Genomic DNA, 13,829 nt, shown 5'->3' on the forward strand with positions numbered 1-13,829 from the left:
GGAGGCCACCTGTCCAACGGCCCCGAGCAGCGGAGGGTCCAGCTCCTCGGGCCACATCTCAAGCTCCGGCGGGCGCCACAGCGGCAGCCGGACCACGCCCGGCTCCACCAGGTCCACACCGTGCAGCAGCGCGGCGATCTCCTCAGCCGTACGCGGCACGACCAGCGCGTTGGCATCCCGATAGAGCTTGGCCGCCGCCTCTACATCGGGACGCCTCTCAACATGGGAGATCACCAGGTAGGAGCCCGGCGCCATCGCCTCACACAGTTCACCGATGATCCGCCGAGGGTCGTCGGCGTCGGTGACGAAGTGCAGGACGGCCGCCAGCAGGACCGCGACCGGCTTGGACCAGTCGATCAGGTCGAGCACGGCGGGATACCCGACGATGCTGGACGGCGTACGGAGATCGGCGTCTGCCACCCTCGTATTGGCGTTGGTGGCCAGCAGCGCCCGCGCGTGCACGAGCACCATCGGGTCGTTGTCGACATAGACCACGCGAGCGTCTGGATTGATCTGTTGGGCGACCTCGTGCATGTTGCGCCGGGTCGGCAGGCCACACCCGATGTCGACGAACTGAGTGATCCCGGCCTCGCCAGCGAGGAACCGCACCGCCCGCACGAGGAACTCCCGGTTCAGCCGCGCATGGGTCCGGGACTGTGGGACGAGCCGCAAGACCTCGTCAGCCAGTGCCCGATCCGCGGCGAAGTTGTCCTTACCGCCGAGGAGGTAGTCATAGATTCGGGCAATATTCGCGGTGGGGGTAGCGAAGGGTGATCCGTCTGGCATGACGTCCTCCTTTCCGGGGGGGACCTCATCATAAGCTCATAAAGCTATGGCGGCTATAGCGTACGGCGGCATGCCGTCCATCGCCATGGCGTGTGGTGATCTCCTACGTTCAGCGGCATGGTCGAACTCAAGCCGAATCAGCCCAGATGGAGGCAGGTTTTCGAGATCATCTGCGATCGGATCCACTCCGGGCAGTACAAGCCAGGCGAGCGCATCCCGTCGATAGTTGATCTCATCGAAGAGTTCGGCATTGCCAACGCCACCGCGCAGAAGGTCATGCGCGCACTCCGGCAGGCAGACCTGATCCATACCGAGCCCGGCATGGGCTCCTTCGTCAAGGCTCCCGAGGATCAGGCGACAGACTGATCCGTAGATGCTCCAGGGGCGGCAGGGCATCGGTGTCGTAGAGGCAGTCAAGCCCGGCAAGCCGGACGCCGTCTTCCGCCCAAACGATCAGTGCGCCGATCTCCCTGCCCTCGGCGTCGACGACGCCGATATTCAGGGCCAAGGCCGAGTTGGGCTCGGAAGCCCGTCCCGTCCCAGCGACGCCGAGCCAGATGCTTGCAGACCGTTCATCCTGGACGCCGACGACTTCCACCTGATCGAGCTGAGCGCACCATTCCTCTGGGGCGATCCCATCGAAGCGCAGGATGTGCTCCAGGAGCACGCGCTCCGCATTGTTCAACGGACGAGGCTCGATCGGGATCATAGGCGGCATCCCCTGATGATCCGCGCTGACGGGAGATCTGTCAGCCAGCCCATAGACGACCAGGCCGACGGTGCCCGTGATCGGCGGTTCAGGAGTGTGTCAACCTTCAGTTGATGCTTGACGGATCGATCTCGGGTGATGCTTTACACCCGGCCTAGATTCCGTAGTCGATGTGGCCGCTTGCTCTGGTCCGGTTGACCTCCTTGATGACGGTGCGGGGATGGACCGATAGCTCCTGGCCTTGATGCAGGATGCGCAACTGGGTGTCTTCAAGGACGACGGTCACGACCTTGCCCCGGTGGACCTGACCGACCTGGACTTTGCAGCCGGCCACGAGCAGCGTGCCGTTACCGGCCACGACCCGCTCCACTCGAGGGAAACCCTGCGAAGGGACGGGAGTGGTGTGCGCGAGCCGGGCACCTTGCAGACGGCCGCGTTGCGCCGAGGCCAGTGGACTTGGCTTGGTACGCACCAGTACTCCGTCGGCAATGACCCGCATGGTTTGGGCGTCGAGGCGGATCGTCACGCGTTTGCCCGCCAGCGGGACACCGACGCTGACCAGCGTGCCGCCGATGCCCACACAGCCGGCGTTGTTGACGGTCCGGTCGATCTCCACAACGGTGTCGGCGGCGAGCGGTCCTGCAGGCAGCGCGGCTACCGGACAAGGGCGGCCGGGCCGTCCACCCTGTGTCATCAAACGGGCCAAGTCCTTCTCGGTGAGAGTGACCGGGTGCGTCTTGACCAGTTCCTCGTCCATGAACACGTGCATGGTGGTGGTGCTGGCCCAGATGGTGACCTGCTGCCCGGCGCGAGCCGGGCCGAGCCAGACCTGACGTCCGCATGCGGTGAGGTTCCCACTCGCCGGGACGACCCGCTCCACCTCCACCGCCACAGGCACGGCTTCGGTGACAACGGCCCTCGTGTCGTGCGGCGAGGCAGACGAGCTCGGCAGCAGGGTCAGATCCGCCGGCAGGCGCAGCGGCAGCGCCTCACCTGCTGCCGTCTGCGAATTGGCGCGTTTGGCGAACCGGTCAGCTGGGGTGGCCATGTCCAACGCCTGGTGCGGCCGGACCGTGTTGTAGTCGGCCACCCACGCATCAAGCAGCGTCTGAGCGGCCTGCAGGCTGGCGAATGCCTCATGGGCGGACAGGAACTCCTCCCGCACGGTCTTGTGCCAGCGCTCGATCTTCCCGGTCGTGGTCGGTGACCGCGGCTTGGTGTTACGCACCGTGACACCGTTTTCCCGGCAGATCCGCTCGAACAGCACCTCGGTCGGGCGTGGCTTGGTGAACCGGCCGGTGAACTGCTTGCCGTTGTCGGTCAGCACCTCCTCCGGCACGCCGAAGGTGCGCATCGCGGTGGCGAACGCCTGGCACACCGCCCGCCCCGACGCGCGCGCAACCAGCTGCGCGATGACGATGAACCGCGAGTGGTCATCGATCCCGCTGATCAGCTTCAGCTCCCGCCCATCAGCCAGGAACACCCCGCCCATGACATCCAGCTGCCACAGCTCCATCGGCTCCGGCCGCTCCCAGCGGACATAAGACGAGCGTGGCCGCCGCCGCTGCCCCGGCGTGATCAGCAGGTTGCGGACCAGAATCCGATACAACGTGGCCAGCGACGGCACCGGATCGACACCCCGCTGATCCAGCTCATGCGCTAACCGCTGAGGTCCCCATCGAGAGTGATCGCGGCGCAGCTCACACACCAGTGCCTCTACCGTCCCGCTCGTCTGATGGGGACAGGTGTCGGGCCGGTGCGTGCGATCGGCCAACGCGGTCAGACCGCCGCTGCGATACCGCCGCACCCACGCGTGCACCGACTGCCGGGACACTCCATATCGCTGGGCGACCTCAGTCACCGGACATCCTGCCTCTACTTCCAACACAGCGCGATACCGCTGCTCCATGACGCTCAGCTCCACCAGCGCCAACCCGACCTCCCGCTGTGATCGTCACCCGATCACATAAAAGCCAGGTCAGCCGAAGGGGTGTAAAGCATCAACCGAAGTCGCGGTGTCAAGCATCAACCGAGGTAGGACAGGGCGGTTCAGGAGTGGCGGATGAGAACTTTCTCTACGCCTTTAAAGCGGCCCGCCTGCGGCGGCCCGCATCGCGCGCCGGTCGGCCAGCCGGCCGGGCATGCGGCTCTCCGGCCGGTCCCGGCCGTCGCCGCCCGCGCGCCTGCTGCATCCAACGCACCCGTCGACTCCAGCGATGCGCCGTCGCCAGCCCCAACCACTTTGCGGCGCTCCGCTTGCTTCGCATTAGTGCCGGCCGCTCGACTCTGATCCCGATTCAGCTTTGGCTTCAGAGCCTCTGGAGGTTCCCCTTGCCAGAGCAGGACTCCTGCGGCCCCTGTGTCGAAGCAATGGAGCTGCCATGCCCCGCCCATGAGCAGCAGGAATCAAGCCATGTCCTCCTCACCAAGTACGACGTCAGCGATTTGCTGGGCGATCTCCTCGATGGAGTAGCTCTGAGTGCTGAGCGCGATCTTGTCGGCGAGTGAGGGGCTGTACACCCTCACGTCGTCGCCGGTGAGCTCGTGCCAGATGGGGAGAAGCGACTGCTCTCCGGCCACGGTTTTCGTGACGAGACCGTCCAACTCGTGGTTGGTCCAACCCTTACCGAAGAACGATTTGGATAGGATGACAACCCCAAATCGGCTCGACCGAATTCCCTCGTCGATCTTGCGGCGGAGACTGTTCCCGATTCTCATTTCGGCCTCGTCGAGCCAGACGCTGACCCCCAAGGAAATGAGAGCTGCGCGCAGTGGGCGGGCGACCGATGCCTTGTCCTCGCTTGCGTGAGAAATGAAGACGTCCCACGTCTGTCCACCCAGCATGTCGCCGGTGGGTTCTTCGGGTTCTCGGACGGCGATATCGTCCAGCGGGTTGCTGCGAGAGCTTCGCGTCTCAGGAAGAAAGCCACGAGGTGGAGGCTGCACGGCCACGCTGGCACTGATTCGCCCTGCGTAGCCTCCGAGGTCGATAGCCACGACCCAGTGCCCGTTGCTCGGCACGACGATGCTGAACGGCGACCTGGTAGCTCGTCCGCCGTAGTATCGGTATCTACGTCCTGCCTTGTAGTTGTTGTACTCACTACGGGCCATCAACTGCACGTTAGCTTGATTGCGCAACCTAACGATGACCGTTGCGCCCTTCTTTAGATTGCCAAGATCGTTGTACAGATGTTCCATCGATTCCCTCCAGGAGTGTGAATCAGTTGCTCTGGAAGATAGCCGTTGCCACGGACAGTTAAGGAAGCGATCGGCGCAGCCAGGCTTGCAGCCTTGCCTGGGATGCATGCAGTTCAGCGTTGTACTAGCTCGTTCCGTCTGGACCAGCGAGGGGCGATGTTCCAGGTTGGACTGATCGGGAGAGCCACGGTCAGAGCTGCTACTACGGTTGGTGCCCCGACAACATCACCGCACAGATGCGGCCCTCACGATCGCCTGACTGTGGTCGGCCGCCGTAAACGGTCAGGGGCAATCGACGATCCGGGACTTCGTTCCTCAGCCCCGGCCCACCGAGCATCGGGGCGACGACGCAGCAGACACCCCCTGCCCCTCGCATGCGTATCAGCCAGTCTGCGGGTGCTGAGCAGACCGACGATTGCTATGTTATTAGTAGATCATTAGGTGAATCGTAGTTGTCGCGACCAGCAGAAAAGTGAGATGTGGATGAGGGCAGGCATGACCGCGATTGTTCGTGGACTTTTATTCCGTCACTTGACCGCCGTTGTCGTGGGCGCGATGGTGGGATTCATCGTCTTCGAGCTTACCGAGGCTGGCGGCAGGTGGCTGTTCGTTGCGACGGGCGCGGTGGCCGGCGTCGCCGCCGTCATCGCGCTTCAGCTCTACAACCGTACAGCCAGGCTGACTGAAGTGAAGATCACCGTTCCGCAAATTAGCGAACTGACATTCGTCGTAAACAATGAGAGCCGAACGGTGGCTTGGAAGCTGTTCGTCGAGACAGTGACCAGGATCTCGATCCAGCCCTTAGACGAGGAAGAGGGCCTTCTTCGAGAGGCGCTGTCCTCGCTATACGGGCTGTTCGCGACAACTCGCGAGATTCTTAAGACCACACGTCCTTCGACCCCAGTACCCGGGGGACAAACAGTGGAGTACCTGGCGATCACTATGCTTAATCTAGAACTCCGACCGTTCCTGTCCAAGTGGCACCCACGACTTCAGGAGTTTGAGAAGGGGCACCCCAATCTTCCCGAGTCCGCATGGGGAGAGAACACGTCCTGCCGCCGGGAACTCCAGGCGATCCAGGGCAACATTCACCGCTACGCAATGGGCTTCGCTGCGCTCGCCGGAGTGCGCGAGCCGGAGGCCATGCTGGTTTCAGACACCCGGACGGGTGCGCTAGGCGAAAGTCACTGACAACAGGGCAAGTGTAGCGCGCATCACGATGACAGATCCGAACTGTCTTGGAGGTCGTTTGGAACCTACGGGTCAGAAGGTTAGGGTTCGAGTCCTCATCGCCTACGCCATACGAGCCTAGGTTATCGGCCGATGACCTGCGGCTTCTTCGTGGTTTGGCTCATGGACTCGAAAAGAAGAGCATATGGTTCTATTTTGTGGGTCCGTTAGTCACGTTCTCCATCTGAGTTAGAATATTCTGAAACTGCTCACCTACCCGAACCAATAAATCCCGTCCCGTGTCTACGCCTAGTCGCCGAGCGGAAATTCCTATGTAATAGTGCAGTCCATTGTGGATAATCTGGAATCGCTCGCTTATTTCGAATTGATCCTTAAGGATGAAGGTTGTTCCACCCAATTTATTCGTTGCGGCAACAAGAGCCGAAACAATTTCTTTCTGTGCCTCTTCCGTACCCCGCTGACGTTCCGTCTCAAGGTAGGCAAGTGTAGCTTCCTGATCCACTGCTATCTCAGCCAAGGTCAGGACGGTGTACGGTTGGCCTAACGCCTGCTCTACCAGCGTGAGGCGAAATTCAGCATCGTCTTCAAATACCTGCCAGTCAAGCGCCCAATCAATATGGTAATCGGCTTCGTCTATACGCCCCATAGCTGCATTTGAAATGCGCGCAACCGCCTCAAGGACGGCATTTAGTCCATCATCGAAATTATGCCTAAAGTCGGCATATAGCTTGTCTCGCAGAAATATGGGTATCATGCAATCTTCAATCAAAACAGGTAGAACAATCACTTGGCGCTCGTCTAATTCTCGCATGAGGCCACCGTTTAATTCCCTTTGGCACCATGCTGATGTTACCGATGATTGCGAAAGGATCACCAACAATGCACTGGCGTCGGTAATGGCATCCTGAATCTTCGATATTAAAGAGTCGCCAACATGGAGTTCCCATTTATCCATCCAGATTCGAACCTTGTTTTGTACGAGTTGTTGCGCAAGGCGATCAACAAAGTTGCCGTCTTGATGGGAATAGCTAATGAAAATAGGCATGATTTCTACCCCTACAATGTCGGTCGATTTCTGCTGATGGTTCGCGCTAGAAGCGCGCTATATGCTGCCGCGCTGGCGCTCGGATGAATAAAACGAATTCACTCAAGGAAGGGCAAAAAGTCTGCCTCCGGCATATCTTTAGCCAGAGTTTCGGAGATGTCATTGGCCAGATTCGAGAAGTCAAGATTCACTATCAATTCTTCAATGCAATCTTCGCATATATGCGTGATGGCGGCTCGAATCATGGCCGAAGCAATACGATTTGAATAGTTTCTCGCGTACGCCCTTATATTAGGATCTACGAAAGGGTCAGCACTATCCCATCGAATGTGTAGAGCGTTGTTGGAAGGAACTCCTTGACAATAGCTGGAGAAGGAGTAGCTCACATTTAGTGAAGCCATCTTTTCTAGTGTATCTTCGACTTCGTCGAGAGTTGCCCCAAATTCACGCTCTAGCGTTTGGATGGCTACGTGAGGATCCGACATCCGTCCATGAGGGCACGCTCGGAGGATGAGATAGAAGAAAAGCCTTCGCTCTTGATGTGTAGCTCTGGAGAAGTTTCGCGCAAAACTCTGAGCTACCGCGAGTACCGCTTCCTTCTCTTCTTTGGTGCTAATGTTTAATGTCTGATACAACGCAAGCGGATTCGGCGGCACGTAGCCAATCTTTTCGGCCGCTCGTATTTTGGAGATCAGTCGCTGGGCGACTTCTTCTGGAGTTGTTACTCTTGCGTCGACGTACGACACCGTCGAGAGAAGTCCCGGTATCTTAGTGTCATCGAAAATGACCGGGAGGATGTACTCCTCGTTCTCGCCCATAGCGCGCTCTTGTGCGCTACGTCGCTCATGTGTAGTCCATACTTTACTGGCATACTCTTTGGAGGCGAAAAGTACACAGAATCGAGCAGCTTGCGAATATACCTGGCTCAGGTGGTCGTATAAATTCTTTCCCCATAGGTCAACTTTTTCGAAGTCGTCGTAAAATACTCGCACTTCCTCGATTAGTAGGTTTTCTGCTACGGCTTCTACGTATCCTCTTTGTTCTCCGGCAAATGAGAGGCAGACGTCATACTTGTAGGGGTTTTCCTTGAATCCATACTTTGGCCAGGACATCCTTCAATGATAGCTACGCGTGGCTTCCGTCTTCAACCTGAAGTCAAGTAATGCTTTGTGGACAATTCGCCACTTTCGTGCCTATAAGGACGAATCTGAGGCCTTAAGTCTCATATGTTACGTTTAGAGTGGCTATAGTATCGAACGAAAACTGTGTACAGGATCACCGCCTGCTGTGGACAAGTGGTGTTCGTTAGTCGACACGTCGCCAAGGTGCTGAATCGGCCGTGCGGGCTATACGCGGGATGATCTTCTGCGGTTGAAGTCTGGTGCGACGTCTCTACTCTGGTGGGAAGCCCTACGGCTACTCGGAACGCAGCGCTCTTGAAAACCGCTCGCCAAAACGGTCACGGCCTCAGAGACAACGTAGGATGCAGATCGTGCAGCGGTGCTAACACCCTTGACTTTAAGCTTCGCGCCGTTGAGGTCGACGTCCTCCCGGCGGATCCAGAGCAGCTCCCAGGCCCAGGCCGGGGCAGAGCGACAGAACGCGTCAGCTACTGATTGTTCCCCTTCTCCGATGACGGGCTTGGAGGAGGAACATGAATTGCAATCACGCTAATGTCGTCATCCTCCTCGTGCCCCGCCAGCATGCGATCCATCAGGAAATCAAGGAGCATGTGCGGGCTTCCGGAAATTTCTGGCGGCACTTCGGTCGCTACAGAGCAAAGCTCAGCGAGCCCGACGTCCAGGCCGCGCTTCCTGTTTTTCACAAGCCCGTCAGAGTAGAACACGGCGGTGTGGCCGGGCGGGACGCAGAACCGGAATTGCCTGCGGTTGGTCGGCCAGCCGAGCGGTGTACCCTGCTCGCCCTCGTACAGCAGCGGCACACCCTGGGGCGAGAGCAACAGGGGCGGCGGGTACCCGGCCAGCGCCAGCGTGCCCTCGCCAGTGCCCGGCTCGATAACCATGTATGCCAGGGTCGCGATCTGCTCCGGCTCCTCGGTCGTCTCGAGCACACGGTCGAGGCCAGTGAGAACCGCACCGGGCGGCGGGTTGGTCAGCGCGAGCGCCCGCACGGTGTCGCGGATCCGGCCCATCGCCGCGGCGGCCTTGACGCCCTTGCCCATCACGTCGCCTACCACCGTCGCGACCCGGCCGTTCGGGAGGACGAACACGTCGTACCAGTCGCCGCCGACCTGTACGTGGCGGCTGCCCGAGCGGAAGCGCTGGGCGAGCACCAGGCCGCGCACCACCGGCAGGCTGTCGGGCAGCAGACTGCGCTGGAGCGTCTCCGCAGTATGATGCTCCCGCTCGAACAGGGTGGCCCGCTCGACGGCGAGCGCGCACTGTCCGGCGAACGCCTCCAGAAGGACGCCCTCCTCCTGGGAGACCTTCTGAGGGCGGGTGAAAGAGAACCGCAGCGCGCCCACGGCGCGGCCAGCGGCCAGTAGTGGCAGGCCCACCCAAGCCCGCTCGTCGCTGTGCTCAATGATCCTGTCGATCTCGTCCTCGTCGCCCCAGGCGTCCATGAGCTGGGCTCGCAGCTGGCCGGGGGATTCCGCGAAGACCGGGCGGCGACTGTTGACCGCCATGGTCATCACGCTGGAGCGGGACAGCGAGATCTCGCCGCCCGACGCGCCCTCCAGCTCCGGGATGCCGCCGTTGCTGAGCAACGTCAGCACGGCTCGGTTGGGGTCGAGCAGCGCCACCGCCGAATGGTCCGCGGCCAGGGCCGTGTGTCCCACGTTGATGATGGCCTGGACGACCTGCTCCAGGGTGAGTGCCTCTGCCAGCAGAGCAGTCGCGGCCTGCAGGTTGAGCCGCACGTGAGTGATGTCGGCGGCGAACTCGCCCTGGGCCGGCTGCTGGGTCTCCAGCTGGTCGAGAAGGTCTGCGAGCACCTGGATGCGGTGTTCTGCTCGGCGGGCTCGGTCACGGGCCAGGTCTAGTTCCTGGGTCAGGTGGGTGATCTCCTCGTGGTATCGAGTGCGATCGTGATCCCAGGTGGCACGCAGACGCTCGGTCTCCGTGCTTAGATCCTGGAGGGTCCGGGTGCGTTCTGTGAGCTGATGCTCCAGAGTCTGGGCGTAGCGCTCGGCTTCTTTCCAGCTCGTGACGGCGATCTCCAGTGCGTCGCTGACCTTCCGGACCCGGTACTCGTGCGGGTGGGCAACCTTGAGAGCGGCCATCTGAAGCTCGACCAGATGCGCGCGGACCTCGTCGGTCACGGGGGTACCAGTGCTTGCGCGTATGGTCAGAATCTTGTCGAGGAACCATCTGTCGGCGGGCACGCGCTTGCCGTTCAAGTACCGAGACACAGTGCCCTTGTCGATTGGGTGGAGTCGGCAGAACAGGCTGATCGACATGCCCAGGGCGGTGAATTGGGCTCGCAACTCTGCTGCCCAGACCATCACCTGTGGGCTGAGCTCTGGGCTCAATGGTTTCAACTCGGTTGGACGGCGGGCGATCTCGCTCACCTGCCCATCATCACCGTCCCGGCCGCTTCCCGCGATGCGCCGCAGTCATCGCGACTGTTGCCGAATGTCCGCAACCCCCGTCTGTGACTGTTGCAAGTGCAGCGCAACCCCCGTGGATTCTGGCTTTCTAGAACCGAGCACCCGTATCCGCCTCGCCATGCGCGGGCGGTATGAATGAGAGGAATCCCGTGCCTCGCCCGGTTCAGTCAACATCCACGCTCCTGTCCGTTCGGTCCGCCCTGATTCTGGGTCTGTCGCTGATCTTCGGCGCAGCCGCTGCGGTTCTCACCTACTTCGCTGTCGGTTCGGCCGCCGGGGCAATCCTGGCCGCTGGAGCAGCTACCGCAGGCGCGATTGGGCTGCTCAACCAGATCGTCAGCGGCGCCACTGACAACAACGGTGACTGATACGACTGCGAGGATGGGTTACCTTCGCCAAGATGTGAACCGCCCGGCTTCGGTGGAAATGATGATGCGCTCTCCCCGCCGAAGCTGGCGCGTTTCACTGGCTACGGATCAGAAGATCGTGGTGTGCATGCTGGAGCGGTGACAGCAGCGGTGACAGCAACGTCGGCCACCAAGGGCACATTGCCGCAGTCGCATATGACCGTCTGAGCACGGTCTTCAGTGTGCGGGCTGGGTGATTGTTCCGCCTGAAAAGCGGACGGTCGTGCTGATTGCGCAGGAAGCTATCTCCGCATGAAAGGAACGTCTTAGGCAGGTGGTTGGCGGTTCATCAGCTCGGTCAGGTCCTCATCGACTTATGAGTTGCCGCTTGTAGAGTAAGCGCCATGCGTTGCTGCTCTTGGAGAATCGCCTGAGCGGTACTCAGTACTGCCGACGGGGCGACCTTCGAGACACTTGCGAGAAGTGCCGTCGAGCGGATGTTAGTCAGCGCCCATGCCATCAATCGTTGTCCTTGCGATGAGTCAGAATGGTCCACGATTACAGCGATGGACTGGATCCGGTAGTCCAGATGAGTGATGGACCGGGCGATGGCTTCGGCCTGGTCGAGGTGGCCCGCATCAGTCAGAGCCGTCACCAGTTGTGTGAGCGCCTGGGCTTTGGCGTTCGCGTTGTTGATGGTCCGGGCGGTGGTTTCGGCGTGGCTGGCTATGAGGCGGGCGTGGTCGTGGTGGCCCGCGCCGGTTAGTGCTGTTACCAGTTGTGTGAGCGCCTGGGCTTTGGCGTTCGCGTTGTTGATGGTCCGGGCGGTGGTTTCGGCGTGGCTGGCTATGAGGCGGGCGTGGTCGTGGTGGCCCGCATCAGCCAGAGCCGTCACCAGCCGCGTCAGTGCCCGGGCTTGGGCGCTCGCGTTGTTGATGGAGCGGGCGATGGTTGTGGCATGATCAAGGCGATTTACGTGGGCCGCTGCCGTCGTCAGGTGCGTGAGGGCCTGGGCTTGGGCATCTGGGTAGGCGATCGTCCTGGCGATGGTTTCCGCGTGGTCGAGGTGGCCTGCATCGGCCAGTGCCGTCACCAGTTGTGTGAGCGCCCAGGCTTTGGCGTTTGAGTTGGTGATGGTTCGGGCGATGGTTTCCGCATGGCCAGCGATCACGAGGGCGCGGTCGAGGTGGCCTGCATCGGCCAGTGCCGTCACCAGCCGCGTGAGCGCCTGAGCTCGGGCATCTGGATGGTTGATGGTTCGGGCGATGGTTTCCGCATGGCCAGCGATCACGAGGGCGCGGTCGAGGTGGCCTGCATCGGCCAGTGCCGTCACCAGCCGCGTGAGCGCCTGAGCTCGGGCATCTGGATGGTTGATGGTTCGGGCGATGGTTTCCGCATGGCCAGCGATCACGAGGGCGCGGTCGAGGTGGCCTGCATCGGCCAGTGCGGTCACCAGTTGTGTGAGCGCCTGGGCTTGGGCATCTGGGTAGGCGATCGTCCTGGCGATGGTTTCCGCGTGGTCGAGGTGGCCCGCATCAGCCAGTGCGGTCACCAGTTGCCTGAGTGCCTGGGCACGGGAGTACGGGTCGGTGATGGAGCGGGCGATGGTTTTCGCGTGGTCGAGGTGGCCCGCATCAGCCAGTGCGGTCACCAGTTGCCTGAGTGCCTGGGCACGGGAGTACGGGTCGGTGATGGAGCGGGCGATGGATTTCGCGTGGTCGAGGTGGCCCGCATCAGCCAGTGCGGTCACCAGTTGCCTGAGTGCCTGGGCACGGGAGTACGGGTCGGTGATGGAGCGGGCGATGGTTTTCGCGTGGTCGAGGTGGCCCGCATCAGCCAGTGCGGTCACCAGTTGCCTGAGTGCCTGGGCACGGGAGTACGGGTCGGTGATGGAGCGGGCGATGGATTTCGCGTGGTCGAGGTGGCCCGCGCCGGTCAATGCTGTTACCAGTTGTGTGAGCGCCTGGGCTCGGTAATACGGGTCGGTGATGGAGCGGGCGATGGTTTTCGCGTGGTCGAGGTGGCCCGCGCCGGTCAATGCTGTTACCAGTTGTGTGAGTGCCTGGGCCTGGGCGTCCGGGTCGGTGATGGAGCGGGCGATGGTTTCCGCGTGGTCGAGGTGGCCCGCGCCGGTCAATGCTGTTACCAGTTGTGTGAGTGCCTGGGCCTGGGCGTCCGGGTCGGTGATGGAGCGGGCGATGGTTTCCGCGTGGTCGAGGTGGCCCGCGCCGGTCAATGCTGTTACCAGTTGTGTGAGCGCCTGGGCTTCGGTGTTCGCGTTGTTGATGGTCCGGGCGATGGCTTCCGCATGGCTGGCGATCAGGCGGGCGTGGTCGAGGTGGCCTGCGCCGGTCAATGCTGTTACCAGTTGTGTGAGCGTTTGAGCCTGGGCGTCCGGGTCGGTGATGGAGCGGGCGATGGCTTCCGCGCGGTCGAGGTGGCCCGCGCTGGCTAGTGCCGCTACCAGTTGCGTGAGCGCTTGAGCGGGGGCCTCTAGATGAGTGATGGAGCGGGCGAGAACTGCCGCGTGGTCGAGGTGGCCGGCGCCGGCCAGTGCTCTCACCAGTTCCGTCAGCGCCTGGGCTCGGGCGTCCCGGTTGGTGATGGAGCGAGCGGTAGTTTCGGCCTGCCTGGCGATCAGGCGGGCGTGGTCGAGGTGGCCCGCGCCGGCTAGTGCCGCTACCAACTGTGTGAGCGCTTGAGCTTTGGCGTTCGCGTTCTTGATGGTTCCGGCGATGGTTTCCGCGCGGTTGAGGTGGCCCGCACTGGCTAGTGCCGTTACAAGTTGCGTGAACGCCTGGGCTCGGGCGTCCCGGTGGTTGATGGAGCGGGCGGTAGTTTCGGCATGATCTAGGCGTCCTATATGGGCTAGTGCCGTTACCAGCTGCGTGAGCGCCTGAGCTTGGGCGTTTGAGTTGGTGATGGAGCGGGCGGTGGTTTCGGCGTGGCTGGCGATCAGGTGGGCGTGGTCGAGGTGGCCCG

General features: G+C 61.7%; 11 protein-coding genes. 3 read left to right on the forward strand and 8 right to left on the reverse strand.

Annotated features, from left to right (window positions below; all coding sequences use genetic code 11):
- A partial coding sequence (locus IMZ11_RS40475) for an SAM-dependent methyltransferase (RefSeq protein ID WP_228648521.1) occupies nucleotides 1–786 on the reverse strand: 786 nt, incomplete at its 3' end.
- 117 nt (nucleotides 787–903) lie between these two features.
- Here IMZ11_RS40475 and IMZ11_RS40480 point away from each other — a divergent pair.
- Entirely contained in the window at nucleotides 904–1,152 is a 249-nt protein-coding gene (locus tag IMZ11_RS40480; RefSeq protein WP_228648523.1) for a winged helix-turn-helix domain-containing protein, read from the forward strand.
- On the opposite strand, the gene IMZ11_RS40485 is transcribed toward IMZ11_RS40480, so the two are convergent.
- From IMZ11_RS40485 to IMZ11_RS40495, 3 genes are all read right to left on the reverse strand, one after another.
- Nucleotides 1,121–1,495: a hypothetical protein gene (locus tag IMZ11_RS40485; RefSeq protein WP_228648526.1), complete on the reverse strand. Its 375-nt coding sequence runs from the start codon at nucleotides 1,493–1,495 to the stop codon at nucleotides 1,121–1,123. The two genes, IMZ11_RS40480 and IMZ11_RS40485, sit on opposite strands and share 32 nt — an antisense overlap.
- Nucleotides 1,496–1,649: 154 nt before the next feature.
- Nucleotides 1,650–3,413 carry an IS481 family transposase gene (locus tag IMZ11_RS40490; protein ID WP_228648542.1) on the reverse strand — a complete coding sequence of 588 codons (1,764 nt, stop codon included), beginning with the start codon at nucleotides 3,411–3,413 and terminating at the stop codon, nucleotides 1,650–1,652.
- Nucleotides 3,414–3,901: 488 nt separating this feature from the next.
- Nucleotides 3,902–4,693 carry a DUF1883 domain-containing protein gene (locus IMZ11_RS40495; RefSeq protein ID WP_228648528.1) on the reverse strand — a complete coding sequence of 264 codons (792 nt, stop codon included), beginning with the start codon at nucleotides 4,691–4,693 and terminating at the stop codon, nucleotides 3,902–3,904.
- Between the two features lie 495 nt (nucleotides 4,694–5,188).
- Here IMZ11_RS40495 and IMZ11_RS40500 point away from each other — a divergent pair, with 495 nt between their 5' ends.
- Nucleotides 5,189–5,884 carry a hypothetical protein gene (locus IMZ11_RS40500; protein WP_228648530.1) on the forward strand — a complete coding sequence of 232 codons (696 nt, stop codon included), beginning with the start codon at nucleotides 5,189–5,191 and terminating at the stop codon, nucleotides 5,882–5,884.
- Between the two features lie 190 nt (nucleotides 5,885–6,074).
- Here the strand turns inward: IMZ11_RS40500 and IMZ11_RS40505 are convergent, their stop codons facing one another.
- From IMZ11_RS40505 to IMZ11_RS40515, 3 genes are all read right to left on the reverse strand, one after another.
- A complete protein-coding gene (locus IMZ11_RS40505; protein WP_228648532.1) occupies nucleotides 6,075–6,929 on the reverse strand; it encodes a toll/interleukin-1 receptor domain-containing protein in 855 nt (284 codons plus the stop codon).
- Between the two features lie 98 nt (nucleotides 6,930–7,027).
- Entirely contained in the window at nucleotides 7,028–8,041 is a 1,014-nt protein-coding gene (locus IMZ11_RS40510; protein WP_228648534.1) for a toll/interleukin-1 receptor domain-containing protein, read from the reverse strand.
- Nucleotides 8,042–8,538: 497 nt separating this feature from the next.
- Nucleotides 8,539–10,461 (reverse strand): PP2C family protein-serine/threonine phosphatase, encoded by a 1,923-nt coding sequence (locus IMZ11_RS40515; RefSeq protein ID WP_228648536.1) that lies wholly within the window; start codon nucleotides 10,459–10,461, stop codon nucleotides 8,539–8,541.
- Between the two features lie 188 nt (nucleotides 10,462–10,649).
- Between IMZ11_RS40515 and IMZ11_RS40520 the strand changes: the two genes are divergently transcribed.
- Nucleotides 10,650–10,868 carry a hypothetical protein gene (locus IMZ11_RS40520; protein WP_228648538.1) on the forward strand — a complete coding sequence of 73 codons (219 nt, stop codon included), beginning with the start codon at nucleotides 10,650–10,652 and terminating at the stop codon, nucleotides 10,866–10,868.
- Between the two features lie 337 nt (nucleotides 10,869–11,205).
- Here IMZ11_RS40520 and IMZ11_RS40525 read toward each other — a convergent pair.
- A partial coding sequence (locus tag IMZ11_RS40525; protein WP_228648540.1) for a hypothetical protein occupies nucleotides 11,206–13,829 on the reverse strand: 2,624 nt, incomplete at its 5' end.

Origin of the sequence: Microtetraspora sp. AC03309 (assembly GCF_020826795.1) — a bacterium.
In the GTDB taxonomy this organism is placed as follows: domain Bacteria; phylum Actinomycetota; class Actinomycetes; order Streptosporangiales; family Streptosporangiaceae; genus Microtetraspora; species Microtetraspora glauca.